This window comes from Leclercia barmai, assembly GCF_049312895.1.
Classification (GTDB): domain Bacteria; phylum Pseudomonadota; class Gammaproteobacteria; order Enterobacterales; family Enterobacteriaceae; genus Enterobacter; species Enterobacter barmai.
In genome coordinates, this window is sequence record NZ_JBMNWZ010000005.1 from 250848 (window position 1) to 269462 (window position 18615).

At 57.5% G+C, this 18615-nt stretch carries 15 protein-coding genes; 8 read left to right on the forward strand and 7 right to left on the reverse strand.

What is annotated here, in order from left to right:
- Window positions 1–38 precede the first annotated feature (38 nt).
- Both rapZ and npr read left to right on the forward strand, forming a co-directional pair.
- Window positions 39–893 carry an RNase adapter RapZ gene (gene rapZ, locus ACOYA6_RS18730; RefSeq protein WP_039031624.1) on the forward strand — a complete coding sequence of 285 codons (855 nt, stop codon included), beginning with the start codon at window positions 39–41 and terminating at the stop codon, window positions 891–893.
- A complete protein-coding gene (npr, locus tag ACOYA6_RS18735) occupies window positions 890–1162 on the forward strand; it encodes a PTS phosphocarrier protein NPr (protein ID WP_032614489.1) in 273 nt (90 codons plus the stop codon). Before rapZ ends, npr begins: the two co-directional genes overlap by 4 nt.
- Here the strand turns inward: npr and mtgA are convergent.
- The 5 genes from mtgA to lptF all read right to left on the reverse strand — a co-directional run bounded on the left by mtgA (window position 1159) and on the right by lptF (window position 7418).
- Complete coding sequence (gene mtgA / locus ACOYA6_RS18740; RefSeq protein WP_039031623.1) at window positions 1159–1884, reverse strand: monofunctional biosynthetic peptidoglycan transglycosylase; 726 nt, start codon at window positions 1882–1884, stop codon at window positions 1159–1161. The genes npr and mtgA overlap by 4 nt on opposite strands.
- Window positions 1881–2534 (reverse strand): isoprenoid biosynthesis glyoxalase ElbB, encoded by a 654-nt coding sequence (gene elbB, locus ACOYA6_RS18745; RefSeq protein WP_422655209.1) that lies wholly within the window; start codon window positions 2532–2534, stop codon window positions 1881–1883. The genes mtgA and elbB overlap by 4 nt, the downstream gene beginning before the upstream one ends.
- Window positions 2535–2767: 233 nt before the next feature.
- Window positions 2768–5101, reverse strand: a complete 2334-nt coding sequence (arcB, locus tag ACOYA6_RS18750) for an aerobic respiration two-component sensor histidine kinase ArcB (protein ID WP_039031622.1) — start codon at window positions 5099–5101, stop codon at window positions 2768–2770.
- 134 nt (window positions 5102–5235) lie between these two features.
- Complete coding sequence (gene lptG, locus ACOYA6_RS18755; RefSeq protein ID WP_039031621.1) at window positions 5236–6318, reverse strand: LPS export ABC transporter permease LptG; 1083 nt, start codon at window positions 6316–6318, stop codon at window positions 5236–5238.
- The gene (gene lptF, locus ACOYA6_RS18760) at window positions 6318–7418 is read right to left on the reverse strand and encodes an LPS export ABC transporter permease LptF (RefSeq protein ID WP_039031620.1); all 1101 of its coding nucleotides are present in this window, start codon (window positions 7416–7418) and stop codon (window positions 6318–6320) included. Before lptF ends, lptG begins: the two co-directional genes overlap by 1 nt.
- 266 nt (window positions 7419–7684) lie before the next feature.
- On the opposite strand from lptF, the gene pepA reads away from it, so the two are divergent.
- The 5 genes from pepA to ahr all read left to right on the forward strand — a co-directional run bounded on the left by pepA (window position 7685) and on the right by ahr (window position 14234).
- Window positions 7685–9196 carry a leucyl aminopeptidase gene (gene pepA, locus ACOYA6_RS18765; RefSeq protein ID WP_039031619.1) on the forward strand — a complete coding sequence of 504 codons (1512 nt, stop codon included), beginning with the start codon at window positions 7685–7687 and terminating at the stop codon, window positions 9194–9196.
- 121 nt (window positions 9197–9317) lie between these two features.
- Window positions 9318–9761: a DNA polymerase III subunit chi gene (gene holC / locus ACOYA6_RS18770; RefSeq protein ID WP_039031618.1), complete on the forward strand. Its 444-nt coding sequence runs from the start codon at window positions 9318–9320 to the stop codon at window positions 9759–9761.
- A complete protein-coding gene (locus ACOYA6_RS18775; RefSeq protein ID WP_422655191.1) occupies window positions 9761–12616 on the forward strand; it encodes a valine--tRNA ligase in 2856 nt (951 codons plus the stop codon). The genes holC and ACOYA6_RS18775 overlap by 1 nt, the downstream gene beginning before the upstream one ends.
- A gap of 11 nt (window positions 12617–12627) precedes the next feature.
- Window positions 12628–13131: a GNAT family N-acetyltransferase gene (locus ACOYA6_RS18780; protein WP_039031834.1), complete on the forward strand. Its 504-nt coding sequence runs from the start codon at window positions 12628–12630 to the stop codon at window positions 13129–13131.
- 83 nt (window positions 13132–13214) lie between these two features.
- Window positions 13215–14234 carry an NADPH-dependent aldehyde reductase Ahr gene (ahr, locus tag ACOYA6_RS18785; protein WP_422655192.1) on the forward strand — a complete coding sequence of 340 codons (1020 nt, stop codon included), beginning with the start codon at window positions 13215–13217 and terminating at the stop codon, window positions 14232–14234.
- A gap of 89 nt (window positions 14235–14323) precedes the next feature.
- Here ahr and ACOYA6_RS18790 read toward each other — a convergent pair whose 3' ends face one another.
- Window positions 14324–15961 (reverse strand): dihydroxyacetone kinase subunit DhaK, encoded by a 1638-nt coding sequence (locus ACOYA6_RS18790; RefSeq protein WP_422655193.1) that lies wholly within the window; start codon window positions 15959–15961, stop codon window positions 14324–14326.
- Between the two features lie 137 nt (window positions 15962–16098).
- Here ACOYA6_RS18790 and ACOYA6_RS18795 point away from each other — a divergent pair, with 137 nt between their 5' ends.
- Window positions 16099–17601 (forward strand): helicase HerA-like C-terminal domain-containing protein, encoded by a 1503-nt coding sequence (locus ACOYA6_RS18795; protein WP_422655194.1) that lies wholly within the window; start codon window positions 16099–16101, stop codon window positions 17599–17601.
- Here the strand turns inward: ACOYA6_RS18795 and mnmL are convergent.
- Window positions 17578–18522, reverse strand: coding sequence for a tRNA modification radical SAM protein MnmL/YtqA (gene mnmL, locus ACOYA6_RS18800; RefSeq protein ID WP_039031613.1), 945 nt, complete (start codon window positions 18520–18522; stop codon window positions 17578–17580). The two genes, ACOYA6_RS18795 and mnmL, sit on opposite strands and share 24 nt — an antisense overlap.
- Window positions 18523–18615: the final 93 nt, after the last annotated feature.

The following is an 18615-nucleotide window of genomic DNA, read 5'->3' on the forward strand; positions in this document are numbered from 1 at the left end:
ATGGCTTTGACATCTGTAGTCCTGAGGAGAAACGGTACATGGTGCTGATGATCGTCAGCGGGCGTTCGGGGTCCGGGAAATCGGTCGCCCTGCGCGCGCTGGAAGATATGGGCTTTTACTGCGTGGATAACCTGCCGGTGGTGCTGCTGCCCGACCTGGCGCGTTCGCTGGCGGATCGGCAGATTTCTGCCGCGGTCAGCATCGACGTTCGTAACATGCCTGAATCGCCGGAGATCTTTGAGCAGGCGATGAGCAGCTTGCCGGAAGCATTTTCACCTCAGCTTCTGTTCCTTGACGCCGATCGCAACACGCTGATCCGTCGCTACAGCGATACCCGCCGCCTGCATCCGCTCTCCAGCAAAAACCTGTCGCTGGAAAGCGCCATCGACCAGGAGAGCGATTTGCTGGAGCCGCTGCGCTCCCGCGCCGATCTGATCGTCGACACCTCTGAAATGTCGGTCCATGAACTGGCGGAGATGCTGCGTACCCGTCTGCTGGGCAAACGCGAACGCGAACTGACGATGGTCTTTGAATCGTTCGGCTTTAAGCACGGCATTCCAATCGATGCAGACTACGTGTTCGACGTGCGCTTCTTACCGAACCCGCACTGGGATCCGAAGCTGCGTCCGATGACCGGCCTTGATAAGCCCGTCGCCGCGTTCCTTGACAGACATACGGAAGTGCATAACTTTATCTATCAGACGCGCAGCTATCTTGAACTCTGGTTGCCAATGCTCGAGACAAACAATCGCAGCTACTTAACGGTGGCGATTGGCTGTACCGGGGGCAAACACCGTTCGGTCTATATTGCTGAGCAACTGGCTGACTATTTCCGCTCGCGCGGTAAAAACGTGCAGTCCCGTCATCGTACGCTGGAAAAACGTAAAACATGACCGTAAAGCAGACCGTTGAAATCACCAACAAGCTGGGCATGCACGCACGCCCGGCGATGAAGTTATTTGAACTGATGCAGGGGTTTGACGCGGAAGTTCTGCTGCGTAATGACGAAGGCACCGAAGCCGAAGCCAACAGCGTAATTGCTCTGCTGATGCTGGATTCGGCGAAGGGCCGTCAGATTGAAATCGAAGCCACCGGCCCGCAGGAAGTCGAGGCGCTGGCGGCGGTGATTGCGTTGTTCAACGCCGGATTTGATGAAGATTAATGCAGCTTATTAGCCTGCATAAAGCCTTCGCCACCCAACTGGCGCATCTGGCGCAGGATCCACGCCTGACGGCTGCGTACATAGCCTGATGGCGCGCTGGCCTTAAAGCGGATCGGATTCGGTAACACAGCCGCCAGCAGCGCGGCCTCCGACGCCGTCAGACGGCTGGCTGGTTTGTTGAAATAGCGCTGCGACGCGGCTTCAACGCCAAACACACCCTCGCCAAACTCCGCGATATTCAGATAGACCGTCAGGATCCGTTTTTTACTCCACACCGTTTCGATACCCAGCGTCAGCCCGGCTTCAAAGCCCTTTCTCACCCAGCTGCGCCCGTCCCATAGAAACAGGTTTTTCGCCGTCTGCTGAGAAAGCGTCGATGCCCCCCGAATGCGGCTTTCGTTGCGCTCGTTATGCGCTAACGCCTTCTCAATCGCCCCGACGTCGAATCCCCAGTGTTCAGGGAATTTTTGATCTTCGGCGGCAATCACGGCCAGCCCCATCCAGGGAGAGATCTCATCCATACTCACCCAGTCAGAGTGGGCGATGTAGCTGAAATTGCCGCTCAGCCAGTTACCCAGCTGACGTTCAACCATCACCGCTGAAAACGGCACTGGCAGGAAGCTAAACAAGGCGATACCCCCGCCCCAGAAAACCGCCATGACCAGCAGAATGCGAATGACGATCCGTCTTAACCAGCCAGCTTTAGGACGCTTTAACCTCATTCAGCAAGCACCAGCACGCGGGTGACCAGCTTCTCGATACCCGTCGCGGCTTCCGCGATGGTTTGCGCCAGCATGTAAGCGGGCGTGGTCACGATCCTGTTCTCTTCATCGACCACGATATCGTCCACCGGACAAGGGATATGCTCACCGCCCATATCCTCAATGACCTCGGCGGTATCGATATCAGTCCCGATGGTCAGGCGCAGCGGTTTATCAAAAATGGCCGGCAGCATCGCGGGAGCGATACAGATAAAGCCCAGCGGCTTGCCTGCCTCATGCATCTGCAGGGCCAGCGCTTTTAAATCGTTATCTACCTGGCAGGCACTGTCCTGCCGGGCAAAATCACTCAGATTTTTGGCCGCACCAAAACCGCCCGGTACAATCAGCGCATCCAGTTCAGCGGCCAGGGCCTCGCTGAGCGGGCGAACCTCTCCACGTGCGATCCGTGCTGCCTCAACGAGGACATTACGGCTTTCGGCCATCGCTTCCCCGGTCACATGGTTGATCACGTCTGACTGGGCTTTATCCGGTGCAAAACAGACCGCTTCGGCACCGTTACGCGCCAGGGCCAGCAGCGTCAGAACGGCCTCATGAATTTCTGAACCGTCGTAAACTCCACAGCCGCTCAGGACTACACCAACCTTTTTCATCATGCGATCCCTCTCGAAAAATGTTAAATGCGCATTAAAAATTCTGATTAAAACGGTGTGCTTCACACATTTAACTGATTCATGTAACAAAGTATTTAAGATTTGCTATCTTAACTGCGTGCGGCCTAAATTTTCCGGCTACGCCATCTACGACAAAAACATCTTTATATTCAGGCGCAGCCAAGATTTCCCTGGTGTTGGCGCAGTATTCGCGCACCCCGGTTTAGCCGGGGTCATTTTTTTCTGCTCTCCACCCAGGCTTTCAGCACGGCCACATCGTTCTGCCACTCCTGCTTCATCTCTTCAACCCATTCACCTACGTTGTCTTCCCACGCCGGTAAATCCGGGGACTGAATCTGTTGGCCGAGCTGTTGCAGATGACGCAAACCCACCGACCCGGCCGCGCCTTTGATCTTATGGCCTTCTTCCACGATGCCTTTCTGATCCCGCGCCGTCAGGTTGGACTCCAGCACGTTCAAATAACCCGGCATCATCTTCTCGAAAATCGCCAGGCCGTCGGTGATCAACTTCGGACCAACCAGATCGATGTACTGCTCAAGCATGTCGATATCCAGCAAAGACTTCGCTTTCTCTGTATCTACCGTCGTCATGGTGCTCTCCTCTTCGTCACAGGTGTCCCAGAACTTCTTAATCATGGCGGTTAAGGCAGGTACCGCCAGCGGTTTGCTCAGCACATCGTCCATACCCGCGTCCAGGTACTCTTTTTTGTCTTTCAGCACGTTGGCGGTCAGCGCCACCAGCGGCGGCAGTTCGTCGCTGGCGTAACGGCTCGTCAGCTCACGCGAGATGTCCAGCCCGGTCATGTCCGGCAGCTGAATATCCAACAGCACCAGGTCGTACTCGCCCGGCGTGAACATCTCCAGCGCGGCTTTACCGGTCATGGCAACGTCGACGCTGCTGCCGAGTTTCTCCAGCACCGAGCGCGCCACAATTACGTTCAGCTCGATATCTTCCACCAGCAGCACGTGCAGGGCGGGCAGCGGCATATCGTCGTGGGCAAAGGTATCTTCAACCTCTTCCGCCACGGCCGGGGCACGCACGCTCAGCTTAAACACGGAGCCGTGCCCTGGGTTGCTGGAGACCGTAATGTCGCCCCCCATGCTCTTCGCCAGCCGGCGCGATACCGCCAGGCCAATGCCGGTGCCGGTGGCAGGCTTGCCCCCCTGGCTGTCTTTGACCTGGTAATACATGGCGAAGATTTTGTCCTGTTCCTCCTGCGGAATACCGATCCCGGAATCTTCCACTTCGAAGTGCAGCATCTCGCCCTCGCCGTAGCGCACGCGAACCGCCACCTGACCGTTCTGAGTAAATTTGACCGCGTTGCTGATCAGGTTCCACAGGATCTGACGCAGGCGCGTGCCGTCGGTGACCACCTTGTGCGGCAGCGGCAAGGTCGGTTCCATCACAAAGCGTAGCCCTTTCTGCTGCGCCTGCAGGCCAGAGAGGTTTTCCAGATCGGCGAGGAAACTGGTGAAGTCCACCGGCTGGTTATCCAGCTGGACTTTACGTCGCTCCATCTTATCCATATCAATAATATCGTTGAAGATATTGCCGAGCGTCACCGCCGAAACATGGATGGTTTTAAGATATTTCTCCTGCTCGCTGGTCAGTTCGGTGTCGAGCAGAATGCGGCTTAACCCGACGATACCGTTAAGCGGAGTACGCAGCTCATGGCTGATGGTGGAGATAAAGGTGGTTTTATCCCGGCTGGCGCGCTCCAGCGCATCCTGATAGCGCTTCCGCTCGGTAATATCACGCCCGAAGCCCATCAGCCCGTGGCGTTTCCCGACGCGGTCGTAGTACGGCACTTTACGGATTTCGAAGCAGGCTTTACGCCCGTCCGGGTAGTCGAGCCACTGCTCATAGGTCAGGGAGACGTTATGGCGGAACACCTTCTCATCGGTTTCGATAACTTTGGCGGCCGCTTCGGGGGAGTAGACGTCCTGCGGGCGCAGGCTGACGAGCTGTTTTTCACTTTTGCCGGTCAGGAGTTCCATCGCCCGGTTACAGCCGGAGAACTCTTTGTCTTCGTTGCGGTAGAAGACCAGATCCGGTGAGGCATCCAGGAAAGAGCGCAGGAAAGAAGATTGCTGCTCGAGCTGGATTTGCGTCTGTTCGCGCTCTTTCATCTCGATTTTCAGCTGTTCCAGCGTGGTCTGGCGCTCGGCCTCCGCTTTCACACGGTCTGAGATCTCCTGGTTCAGCTGGGCAATGTTGTCTTTAAGCTGGACGTTGAGCTTCAGGTCGCGCTCGCGCATCTCCTCCAGCTTTTCCACTACCCGGGTCAGCCGCTGGCGGGACTCTTCCAGCTGTTCAACCACCACCGAGAGAAAATAGACCGCCCACGGGGTAATCAGCAGGCCAAAGAAAATGGAACGAATCAGGTCGATGCTTTCCACCTGGCCGTGCAGCACCATGGTAATGGCCATCTGCACCACAATCGCCAGCACCACCAGCGCCAGCGCCAGCAGCAGGGAGAAGCGCACCAGGCCAAGCTTCATCATCAGATCGACATAGTATTGCGCCAGTAACCGAATTTGCTTCATAGGGGATCTCTTCACGACGTCATCGCACAATAATACTCAAATTCCAGGCAAGACGTTGAAGGTTGTGCAAAAAAGTGAGGGGTAAAACAGAGGATGCGCCTCGCTTCCCGGGCGGGGAAGCGAGGCGAGAAGGGTCAGGAGCGCTTCAGTAACAGCCAGAGGCTGATCAGGAAGAAAGAGGCGCTCGGCAGCAGCGCGCCGATCACCGGCGGTATGCCGTACACCAGGGTCAGCGGACCGAAAATCTGATCGAGGACGTAGAAGACAAAGCCGAAGCTGATGCCCGTCACGACCCGCACGCCCATAGGAACGCTACGCAGCGGACCGAAGATAAACGACAGCGCCATCAGCATCATCACCGCCACCGAGAGCGGCTGGAAGACCTTGCTCCACATGTTGAGCTGATAACGACCGGCATCCTGGCCGCTCGACTTCAGGTACTTCACATAGTTGTGCAGACCGCTGATGGAGAGCGCATCCGGGTCCAGCGCCACCACACCGAGCTTGTCCGGCGTCAGGTTGGTTTTCCAGGTGCCGGAGACGGTTTGCGACCCGGTGATCTGTTTTGGATCCTGCAGGTTTGACTCATCCACCTGGGACAGACGCCAGACCTTTTTATCGGCATCAAAGGCGGCCGTCGCGGCGTAACGCACCGCCTGCAGACGACGCTGGTCGTTAAAGCTGTAGATGCTCACGCCGCCAAGGGTACTGTCGCCGGTGACGCGTTCGATATAGACAAAGTTATTCCCGTCTTTTGCCCACAGCCCCTGCTGGGTAGAGAGCAGCGAGCCGCCGTACATCTGCTGGGCGCGGTAGTTACGCGCCATCTGTTCGCCCTGTGGCGCAACCCACTCGCCCATCGCCATGGTCAACAGCACCAGCGGGATCGCGGTTTTCATGACGGACAGCGCCACCTGCATGCGGGTAAAGCCGGAGGCCTGCATCACCACCAGCTCACTGCGCTGGGCCAGCATCCCCAGCCCCAGCAGCGCCCCTAACAGCGCCGCCATCGGGAAGAAGATCTGCACGTCTTTTGGAATGCTGAGCAGGGTATACATCCCCGCGCCCATGGCATCGTAGCTCCCCTGCCCGGCCTTTTTCAGCTGGTCGACAAACTTAATGATGCCGGAGAGCGACACCAGCATGAACAACGTCATCATGATGGTGGTAAAGATGGTTTTACCGATATAGCGGTCAAGAACGCCAAACGCCTGCATCACACCGCTCCTTTACGCGTAAACCGGGCCCGTACACGGCGCATCGGCACGGTGTCCCACATGTTGAGGGCGACGGCCAACAGCAGATAGAGTCCGTTAATCACCCAGGTCCAGATAACCGGGTCAATTTTTCCTTTACCACCGTTCGATTTGATCGAGGTCTGCAGCAGGAAGAACACCAGATAAAGCAGCATCGCAGGCAACATGGAGAGCACGCGGCCCTGACGTGGATTCACCACGCTGAGCGGCACTACCATCAACGCCATCATAAATACGGTGAATACCAGCGTGATGCGCCAGTGCAGCTCCGCACGGGCGCGATTGGTATCGGTATTGATCAGCGTGCGCATGCTCATCTGTTCAGTATCGGTAGGATCCAGCGCAACCGCCTGATGGCCAATAATCGCCTGATAGTTCTGGAAATCGGTGATGCGGAAATCACGCAGCATCGCCGTTCCTTCGAAGCGGGTACCTTTGTTCAGGGTCACAATCTGCGAACCGTCTTTACCCTGGGCGAGCTGACCGGAGTCGGCCACCACCACGGAGGGACGGGCGTTGCCCTTGGTGCGGATCTGCGCGAGGAACACTTCGTTGAAACGGCTGCCATCCACGCTTTCGATAAACAGCACGGAGTTACCGTCAGTCGCCTGCTGGAACTGGCCCTGGGCCAGTGCGGCCATGCCGGGGTTGGCTTTCGCTTCGGCCAGCACTTCGTCCTGATGACGAGAAGAGACAGGACCGGCCCACATGACGTTCACGGCGGCCACGATGCCGGTAAACAGCGCCAGGATCATGGCGGCTTTAACCAGCACCGCTTTGCTCAGACCGCAGGCATGCATGACCGTGATTTCGCTTTCGGTATAGAGTTTACCGAGCGTCATCAGCAGTCCGAGGAAAAGGCTAAGTGGCAGGATAAGCTGCGCCATTTCAGGCACGCCCAACCCAAGCAGAGAAAGCACCAGATTTGTGGGAATTTCGCCATCGACAGCCGCGCCGAGGATCCTCACCAGTTTCTGACAGAAAAAGATCAGAAGCAGGATGAAGAGTATCGCCAGCTGGCTTTTGAGCGTCTCCCGCACCAGATATCTTATGATTATCACATTAAATACGCCCGTAAAAACCCGTCTCTTTGCAGGAAAATCGCTTGTTTCATGGCTTAAACGTCATTTATTCTCTTGAGTCGTCGAAATCATCGCTAAGATTAGAACACCCGACGGATTCGCGCTTCAGGAGTTATTATGACGTGCCGAAACCGTAATAACGTAAGATTAACACGAAGTCACCGCAACAGCGGGTACGAGTTACGAAAGGTTTCAATTCTATCCGTAGCTGCCGCTGTTGTCTTTAAGATTCAGGAGCGTAGTTCATGGAGTTCAGTGTAAAAAGCGGTAGCCCGGAGAAACAGCGGAGTGCCTGCATCGTCGTCGGCGTGTTTGAACCCCGCAGACTCTCTCCGATCGCCGAACAACTCGATAAGATCAGTGACGGCTACATCAGCGCCCTGCTGCGCCGCGGCGAGCTGGAAGGTAAGCCGGGACAGACATTGCTGCTGCATCACGTGCCTAACGTCCTGTCCGAGCGCATCCTGCTGATTGGCTGTGGCAAGGAGCGCGAGCTGGATGAGCGCCAGTACAAACAGGTTATTCAGAAAACGATTAATACGCTGAATGATACTGGCTCAATGGAGGCTGTGTGCTTCCTGACCGAACTGCACGTCAAAGGCCGCAACACCTACTGGAAAGTACGTCAGGCGGTAGAGACAGCCAAAGAGACCCTGTACAGCTTCGATCAGTTGAAAACCACAAAAAGCGAACCCCGTCGCCCGCTGCGTAAGATGGTCTTTAACGTCCCTACCCGCCGTGAGCTGACCAGCGGTGAACGCGCCATTCAACATGGTCTGGCGATCGCTGCCGGTATCAAGGCCGCGAAAGACCTGGGCAACATGCCGCCAAACATCTGTAACGCAGGCTACCTTGCGTCACAGGCGCGTCAGCTGGCTGACTCCTACAGCAAAAACGTCGTCACCCGCGTGATTGGCGAACAGCAGATGAAAGAGCTGGGAATGCACTCCTACCTGGCCGTCGGCAACGGTTCACAAAATGAATCTCTGATGTCGGTCATTGAGTACAAAGGCAACCCGGCTGAAGACGTGCGTCCGATTGTGCTGGTGGGTAAAGGCCTGACCTTCGACTCCGGCGGTATCTCCATCAAGCCTGCCGAAGGCATGGATGAGATGAAGTACGACATGTGCGGCGCGGCGGCGGTTTACGGCGTGATGCGCATGGTGGCCGAGCTGCAGCTGCCGATCAACGTAATTGGCGTGCTGGCGGGCTGTGAAAACATGCCGGGTGGCCGCGCCTATCGTCCGGGCGATGTCCTCACCACCATGTCAGGCCAGACCGTTGAAGTGCTGAACACCGATGCCGAAGGCCGCCTGGTGCTGTGCGACGTGCTGACCTACGTTGAGCGCTTCGATCCAGAAGCGGTTATCGACGTGGCAACCCTGACCGGCGCCTGCGTGATTGCCCTGGGCCATCACATCACCGGCCTGATGTCGAACCACAACCCGCTGGCGCACGAGCTGATCGGTGCGTCCGAACAGGCGGGTGACCGCGCATGGCGTTTGCCAATGGCCGATGAGTACCAGGAGCAGCTGGAGTCTAACTTTGCGGATATGGCCAACATCGGTGGGCGTCCAGGCGGTGCCATTACCGCGGCCTGCTTCCTGGCGCGCTTTACCCGCAAGTACAACTGGGCTCACCTGGACATCGCGGGCACCGCATGGCGCTCTGGTAAAGCCAAAGGCGCAACTGGCCGTCCTGTTGCCCTGCTGTCACAGTTCCTGCTGAATCGTGCGGGTTTTAACGGCGAAGAGTAATTGCCGTCTGATGCCCGGTGGCGCTACGCTTACCGGGCCTACGGAAAGATGCCGTTTGTAGGCCGGGTAAGCGCAGCGCCACCCGGTTTTGCATTTAAATCCACAACAAGAAACCCCATATATGAAAAACGCAACGTTCTATCTTCTGGACAATGACACTCAACAGGATGGCTTAAGCGCCGTTGAACAGCTGGTGTGTGAAATTGCCGCAGAACGTTGGCGCGCGGGTCTTCGCGTGCTGATTGCCTGCGAAGATGAGCAGCAGGCCATCCGTCTGGATGAAGCGCTGTGGGCCCGACCGGCGGAAAGTTTTGTTCCGCATAATCTGGCGGGAGAAGGGCCGCGCGGCGGTGCTCCGGTGGAGATCGCCTGGCCGCAAAAGCGTAACAGCAGCCCACGCGATATTCTGATTAGCCTGCGTACCGGCTTTGCAGATTTTGCCACCGCTTTCACAGAAGTGGTAGACTTTGTCCCTTACGAAGACTCCTTAAAACAACTGGCGCGCGAACGCTATAAAGCGTATCGCCTGGCTGGTTTTAACCTGAATACGGCAACCTGGAAATAATGGAAAAGACATACAACCCACGCGATATCGAACAGCCGCTTTACGAGCACTGGGAACAGCAGGGCTATTTCAAGCCTAACGGCGATGAAAGCAAAGAGTCCTTCTGCATCATGATCCCGCCGCCGAACGTCACCGGCAGTTTGCATATGGGGCATGCCTTCCAGCAGACCATCATGGACACCATGATCCGTTACCAGCGCATGCAGGGCAAAAACACCCTGTGGCAGGCCGGTACTGACCACGCGGGTATCGCTACCCAGATGGTGGTTGAGCGTAAGATTGCCGCTGAAGAAGGTAAAACCCGTCACGACTACGGCCGCGACGCCTTTATCGACAAAATCTGGCAGTGGAAAGCAGAATCTGGCGGCACCATTACCCGTCAGATGCGCCGCCTCGGCAACTCCGTGGACTGGGAGCGCGAGCGCTTCACCATGGACGAAGGTCTTTCCAACGCCGTTAAAGAAGTCTTCGTCCGTCTGTATAAAGAAGACCTGATTTACCGTGGCAAGCGCCTGGTAAACTGGGACCCAAAACTGCGCACCGCTATTTCTGACCTGGAAGTGGAAAACCGCGAGTCTAAAGGCTCCATGTGGCATATCCGCTATCCGCTGGCCGACGGCGAGAAAACCGCAGACGGTAAAGATTACCTGGTTGTCGCCACCACCCGTCCGGAAACTCTGCTGGGCGATACCGGCGTGGCCGTTAACCCGGAAGATCCGCGTTACAAAGATCTGATTGGCAAATTTGTGGTTCTGCCGCTGGTGAACCGCCGTATTCCGATTGTGGGCGACGAACATGCCGACATGGAAAAAGGCACCGGCTGCGTGAAGATCACCCCGGCACACGACTTCAACGACTACGAAGTGGGTCGTCGCCACGCCCTGCCAATGATCAACATCCTGACCTTTGACGGCGATATCCGTGAAAGCGCAGAGGTCTACGACACCAAAGGCGAAGAGTCTGACGTTTACTCAAGCGATATCCCGGCAGAGTTCCAGAAGCTGGAGCGTTTTGCCGCGCGTAAAGCGGTCGTTGCCGCTGTCGACGCCCTGGGCCTGCTCGAAGAGATCAAACCGCACGACCTGACCGTCCCTTATGGCGACCGTGGCGGCGTGGTGATCGAGCCGATGCTGACCGACCAGTGGTACGTTCGTGCTGACGTACTGGCGAAACCTGCGGTGGAAGCCGTCGAAAACGGCGACATCCAGTTCGTACCAAAACAGTACGAAAACATGTACTTCTCCTGGATGCGCGATATTCAGGACTGGTGTATTTCCCGTCAGCTGTGGTGGGGTCACCGTATCCCGGCATGGTATGACAACGAAGGCAATGTCTACGTTGGCCGTACGGAAGACGAAGTGCGTCAGGAAAACAACCTGAGCGCCGACGTTGCCCTGCGTCAGGACGAAGACGTGCTGGACACCTGGTTCTCCTCCGCGCTGTGGACCTTCTCCACCCTCGGCTGGCCGGAAAATACCGACGCGCTGCGTCAGTTCCACCCAACCAGCGTGATGGTGTCCGGCTTCGACATTATCTTCTTCTGGATTGCCCGCATGATCATGATGACCATGCACTTCATCAAAGATGAAAACGGCAAACCGCAGGTTCCGTTCCATACCGTCTACATGACCGGTCTGATCCGTGACGACGAAGGACAGAAGATGTCCAAGTCCAAGGGTAACGTCATTGACCCGCTGGACATGGTTGACGGTATCTCCCTGGAAGAGCTGCTGGAGAAACGTACCGGCAACATGATGCAGCCGCAGCTGGCTGAGAAGATCCGCAAGCGCACCGAGAAGCAGTTCCCGGACGGCATCGAGCCGCACGGCACCGACGCCCTGCGTTTCACCCTGGCGGCGCTGGCTTCAACCGGTCGCGACATCAACTGGGACATGAAACGTCTGGAAGGTTACCGCAACTTCTGTAACAAGCTGTGGAACGCCAGCCGCTTCGTACTGATGAACACCGAAGATCAGGATTGCGGCTTTAACGGCGGCGAAATGACCCTGTCCCTGGCAGACCGCTGGATCCTGGCTGAATTCAACCAGACCACCAAAGCGTTCCGCGAGGCGCTGGATAACTACCGCTTCGATATCGCGGCAGGCATCCTGTACGAATTCACCTGGAACCAGTTCTGCGACTGGTACCTGGAGCTGACCAAACCGGTCATGAACGGCGGTACTGAAGCGGAACTGCGCGGCACGCGTAATACGCTGATCACCGTTCTGGAAGGTCTGCTGCGCCTGGCGCACCCGATCATCCCGTTCATCACCGAAACCATCTGGCAGCGCGTGAAGGTCATCGCTGGCATCAACGCTGACACCATCATGCTGCAGCCGTTCCCGGCATTCGACGCCGCGCAGATTGACGAAGCTGCTGCATCCGATACCGAGTGGCTGAAGCAGGCGATTATCGCCGTGCGTAACATCCGTGCCGAAATGAACATCGCGCCGGGCAAACCGCTGGAACTGCTGCTGCGCGGTTGCAGCGAAGCGGCACAGCGTCGCGTGAACGAAAACAGCACCTTCCTGCAGACCATGGCGCGTCTGGAGAGCATCACCGTGCTGCCTGCTGATGATAAAGGTCCGGTCTCCGTGACCAAAATCATCGACGGCGCCGAGCTGCTGATCCCGATGGCTGGTCTGATCGACAAAGATGCTGAGCTGGCACGTCTGGCGAAAGAAGTGGCTAAAGTTGACGATGAGATTGGCCGCATCGAAAACAAACTGTCCAACGAAGGCTTTGTTGCCCGCGCGCCGGAAGCGGTGATCGCCAAAGAGCGTGAAAAGCTGACCGGTTACGCGGAAGCGAAAGCGAAGCTGATTGAGCAGCAGGCCGTTATTAGTGCGTTGTAATGAGTGAAGCAATGCGTGTAAATGCTCCTGTAACGGCGCATCTGCGCCGTATCACCGCCACGGATAACCCGGCCATTGCCGGCGTTATCCGCCGGGTATCAGCCGAATACGGCCTCACGGCCGATAAAGGTTATACCGTTGCGGATCCCAATCTCGACGAACTGTACGCTCTGTACAGCCAGCCGGGGCATGCCTATTGGGTTGTAGAGCAGAACGGGCAGGTTGTGGGTGGCGGTGGCGTTGCACCGCTCGCCTGCAGCGAGCCGGACATCTGCGAACTGCAAAAAATGTATTTCCTTCCCGTCGTCCGCGGACAAGGCTTAGCGAAGAAACTGGCGCTACAGGCGCTGGATCACGCCCGTGCTCAGGGCTTTAAGCGCTGCTACCTTGAAACCACCGCCTTCCTGACCGAAGCCATCAGGCTGTATGAGCATCTCGGCTTTGAGCACATCGACCAGCCGCTGGGCTGTACCGGCCACGTCGATTGCGAAGTGCGGATGCTGAAAACGCTGTAATTCCCCTTCCCGCCCCCTTCTGTTAAGCGGCTGTAAACTGAATGCTCTACACTCTCAGTTCAACACCACGAGGGGGAATACTGATGTCAAAGATAAAAAGCTACGCCGCACCGCAGGCGGGTGCAGAGCTTGAGCTGTACGAATACGATGCGGGCGAGCTGCTAGCAGAAGACGTCGAAGTGCAGGTGGATTACTGCGGGATTTGCCATTCCGACCTGTCAATGATCGATAACGAATGGGGCTTCTCACAATATCCGTTGATTGCCGGTCACGAAGTTATCGGCCGCGTGGTTGCCCTGGGCGATGCCGCGCAGGATAAAGGCCTGAAGATTGGTCAGCGCGTGGGCATCGGCTGGACCGCCCGTAGCTGCGGTCACTGCGACGCCTGTATCAGCGGCAACCAGATCAACTGTCTGGAAGGTTCAACGCCAACCATTCTGAATAAAGGCGGTTTCGCCGATAAACTGCGCGCCGACTGGCAGTGGGTCATTCCTCTCCCTGAGCAGATGGATATTGAATCCGCCGGTCCGCTGCTGTGCGGCGGGATCACCGTCTTTAAACCGCTGCTGATGCACTATATCACCGCCACCAGCCGTGTGGGCGTGATTGGTATCGGTGGTCTGGGCCATATTGCCATCAAGCTGCTGCATGCGATGGGCTGTGAAGTCACCGCGTTTAGTTCAAACCCTGCCAAAGAGAAAGAAGTGCTGGCGATGGGTGCGGATAAAGTGGTGAACAGCCGCGATCCTGAAGCACTGAACGCACTGGCGGGGCAATTCGATCTGATCATCAACACGGTAAACGTCGATCTCGACTGGCAGCCCTATTTTGAAGCGCTGGCTTACGGCGGCAACTTCCATACCGTGGGTGCCGTGATGAAGCCGCTGCCGGTCCCTGCCTTTACGCTGATTGGCGGCGATCGCAGCATCTCTGGTTCCGCCACGGGTACACCGTACGAACTGCGCAAACTGATGAAGTTTGCCGGACGCACCGGTGTCGCCCCGACCATCGAGACGTACCCGATGTCGAAAATCAACGAAGCCATTCAACACGTTCGTGACGGCAAGGCCCGTTACCGCGTGGTATTGAAAGCAGATTTTTAAGCCGTTATTGCCCGGTGGCGGCTGCGCCTTACCGGGCCTACGCGTGCTTTGTAGGCCCGGTAAGCGTAGCGCCACCGGGCGTTTCTCCACTACCGCACTAACGCGCCAAACACCTCTGCAACCGCCACCGCGCCCGGATCGGTCACCCCAGCCAGATTCTCTTTATTGACGTACGATGAACGCCCTGCTCCGGCTTTTTGCATACTGGCTGTCGCTTGTGCACCCTTTTTCGCGGCCTCTGACGCGGCCTGGATACCCCCTCTTTGCAACGCTTCCAGCGCCGGCTGGAGGGCATCGATCAGGGTACGATCCCCCAGATCGGCCCCGCCATAGTGTTTCATTTGCGCAAGCCCGGTCAGCAAGGCATCCGGCAACGGCTTGCCGCTACGCAGCGCCTGCCCGGCAGCGGTAAAGAAGATCGACATTAATACGCCGCTCGACCCGCCCATTACCGTCGCCAGCCGTTCACCCACCACCAGCAACAGCTGCGGCAGATCGTTCAGCGGCAGGCGATCCTCTTCCAGCCATTGCGCAATGTCCCGTGCCCCTTGCGCAAAGGTCGAACCGGTATCGCCATCCCCGACTTTCGCATCCAGGGCGTTAAGGCGGTTTTCAAGGGCGATTAACCGCTCCGTCACCGCAGCGACGTGCTGCGCAACCTGCGCATTTGCCGACGGGGTAAACTCCACGCTGTCATGCAGCGGGGTATGCTTCAGCGTACGCAGCGGCGCAAAGCCCACGGGCTTTTGCCAGCCCAGCGTCTCTACCGGTGCGTTGAGCGCCTGCTCAAACGTCTTGTTCAGCTTCAGCAGGGATAACGAAAAACCTTTCATATCCAGCGAGCTCACCAGCGGCGCCGGACCAATCAGATACGCAATCCGATCCTTCAGGGCGGAATGCGCCAGCTCTTTGGTCAGCAGCGCCATCTCCAGGGCCGACACGCCGCCAAGGTTATTGATGAGCACCGCCAGCCGTCCCTCGCCCGCCTGCGCCAGCAGCGGTTGCACAAGGGTATCGATAATCTCCCTGCTGTTTTGCGTATCCACCACCGATGCCCCGGGCTCGCCGTGGATACCCAACCCCAGCTCAACATGGCCTTTTTTGATGCGCCCCTCTTCATCATCGCTGCCCGGCAGGTTGCAGGTCTGCATCGCCACACCCAGGCTCCAGAGGTTGTCGCAGGCCTCGCGTGCCATATCGCGCACCTCGTTTAACGACTTACCCTGTTCGGCGGCATATCCGGCGACCTTATGTACCAGCGCGGTTCCAGCGATGCCGCGCGGCTGCTTGTTATCCGGCAGGGCGATATCATCGGCCACGATCACCATCTCCACTTTGAGCCCGTAGCGCTTGGCTTTTTCTGCCGCGAGGCCAAAGTTGAGACGATCCCCGGTGTAGTTTTTGACAATCAGCAGACAGCCACGATCCCCCGTCACCGCCACAATGGCGCTGAGCACCGCCTCAACGCTCGGTGAGGCGAACAGATCGCCGCAGACGGCTGCGGTCAGCATCCCTTTACCAACAAAACCCGCATGGGCCGGTTCATGGCCGGAGCCACCGCCGGAAATGACCGCGACGCGACTTTTATCCCAGTCGGCACGCACCACCACGCGGATAGCCGGATCGATATCCAGCCTGGCGAGATTGCCGTGTGGAGCGGAGATCAGCATACCTTCAATGGCATCATTGACCAGCTGTTTGCGGTCGTTAAAGAAGAATCTGGACATAGCTTTCCAATATGTTGTTTACCGTATGCAAAAGCATAGCCCGCGTTGCGTAATGCGCTGCAAAGTAAGAAATTGACACATTCAATTTGCCGTCAGGTTGCCTATACTCCACGCAGGATCCCACGAGGAAATGCATCATGAGTACACCCCTGCTGATTGCCCGCACGCCGGATACTGAGCTGTTTTTACTGCCCGCGATGGCGAACCGTCATGGCCTAATCACAGGCGCAACGGGTACGGGTAAAACGGTGACGTTGCAAAAGCTGGCCGAGTCATTTTCGAACACTGGCGTGCCGGTGTTTATGGCTGACGTAAAAGGCGATATCAGCGGCGTAGCCCGGGAGGGTGTCGCATCGGATAAATTACTCGAACGGCTGAAAAACATCGGCGTCACCGACTGGCAGCCGCAAAGCAATCCGGTGGTGTTGTGGGATATTTTCGGCGAGAAGGGGCATCCGGTGCGGGCGACCGTTTCCGATCTCGGCCCGCTGCTGCTGGCGCGTCTGCTCGATCTGAACGAGGTGCAGTCTGGCGTGCTGAACATTATCTTCCGCATTGCCGACGACCAGGGGCTGCTGCTGCTCGATTTCAAAGATTTGCGGGCCATTACGCAGTACATCGGCGATAACGCCAAAGCCTTCCAGACGCAGTACGGCAATATCAGCTCCGCCTCCATTGGCGCCATCCAGCGTGGATTACTCTCCCTTGAGCAGCAGGGAGCCGAACACTTTTTTGGCGAGCCGATGCTGGATATCAAGGACTGGATGCGTACCGACAGCAGCGGTAAAGGCATCATCAACATCCTGAGTGCGGAAAAACTCTACCAGATGCCGAAGCTCTACGCGGCCAGCCTGCTGTGGATGCTCTCTGAGCTTTTTGAACAGCTGCCGGAAGCAGGCGATCTGGAAAAACCGAAGCTGGTCTTCTTCTTTGACGAAGCCCATCTCCTGTTCAGCGATGCGCCGCAGGTGCTGCTGGATAAGATCGAACAGGTGATCCGCCTGATCCGCTCTAAAGGCGTGGGCGTTTGGTTCGTTTCGCAAAACCCGGCTGATATTCCCGACAACGTGCTGGGCCAACTGGGTAATCGCGTCCAGCATGCCCTGCGCGCCTTTACGCCTAAAGATCAGAAGGCCGTGAAAGCCGCGGCCCAGACCATGCGCGCCAATCCGGCGTTTGATACCGAAGCGGCCATTCAGGCGCTGGGCACCGGCGAGGCGCTGATCTCTTTTCTCGATGCCAAAGGCAGTCCATCCATGGTCGAGCGGGCGATGGTCATTGCTCCCAACTCCAGAATGGGGCCGGTCAGCGACGACGAGCGTAACGGACTGATCAACCACTCGCCGGTCTACGGTAAATACGAAGATGAGGTGGACCGGGAGTCGGCGTTTGAGATGCTGCAGAAAGGGGTGCAGGCCACCACGGAACAGCAGCAGGCGCCTGCCGCTAAAGGCCAGACCGTGGCGGTCGATGACGGCATCCTCGGCGGCTTAAAAGACATTCTGTTTGGCAGCACCGGGCCGCGCGGAGGTAAACGCGACGGCGTGGTGCAAACCATGGCGAAAAGCGCGGCGCGTCAGGTGACGAATCAGATTATACGCGGTGTGCTGGGCAGCTTATTGGGCGGACGCCGCCGGTAACGTCGGCGCCCAGGGTGTACCCAGCGCCGAGCCCTGTACGCCCTGCTCGTTCAGATAGCGGTCCAGCTCCACCATCCCCGTCCAGCGGTTCTCGCACCACAGCGGTGCCAGCAGCGTTGGACGGCGGGCGCTGGCAGAGATGCGGTGATACACCACCTCCGGCGGCGTGTGGCGAATCATCTCCCCGGCGGTGAGGACATACTCGTCCAGTTCAATGCCGTTCAGTCGCCCGGCCTCCCACGCTTTCGCCATAATGCTGCCCGTGACGATATGCAGCGGGTGCAGCTTGATGCCATCCACCCCGGTCTCGACTACCTTATTCAGGGTTTCCAGGGCGTGATGCTGCCCTTCTCCCGGCAGGCCGACGATAAGATGGCTACAGACTTTCAGCCCGCGCTCCCGCGCCAGCCGGGTTGTGCGTTGATAGCAGGCAAAATCGTGTCCACGATTGATGCGATGCAGAGTTTTATCGTGCGCGGTCTGCAATCCCAGCTCCAGCCAGATCTCATATCCCTGCTCTTTATACTCGCTGAGCAGATCGAGTACCGCCTCGGGCACGCAGTCCGGGCGCGTGCCGACGCAGAGCCCGACAATATTCGCCTGGCTCACCGCCTGCTGATACATCGAGCGCAGCACCTGCACTTCAGCCCAAGTGCTGGTATAAGCCTGGAAATAGGCCAGATACTGCTTCGCACGGTTCACCCGCGTGGACTGATGAGCAAGCTGGGCGGCAATGGACTGATGCTGCTGCGCTTCGTCAGCAAAGGAGGCCACGTTACAGAAGGTGCAGCCGCCGCGTCCGATAGTGCCGTCGCGATTCGGGCAGCTAAAACCCCCGTGGAGCGACAGCTTATGGACCTTTTGCCCGTACCGGCGTGAAAGATCCCCACCAAACATATTGACTAATTTCTGTAACTGCATAATCTGTTAGACCGCCCCGTAGAAAGGGGACAAGCCTGCCATTTTTAACCGCCGTCGGCGATGACCTGGATCAATCGCCACGGTGCGCTTTTA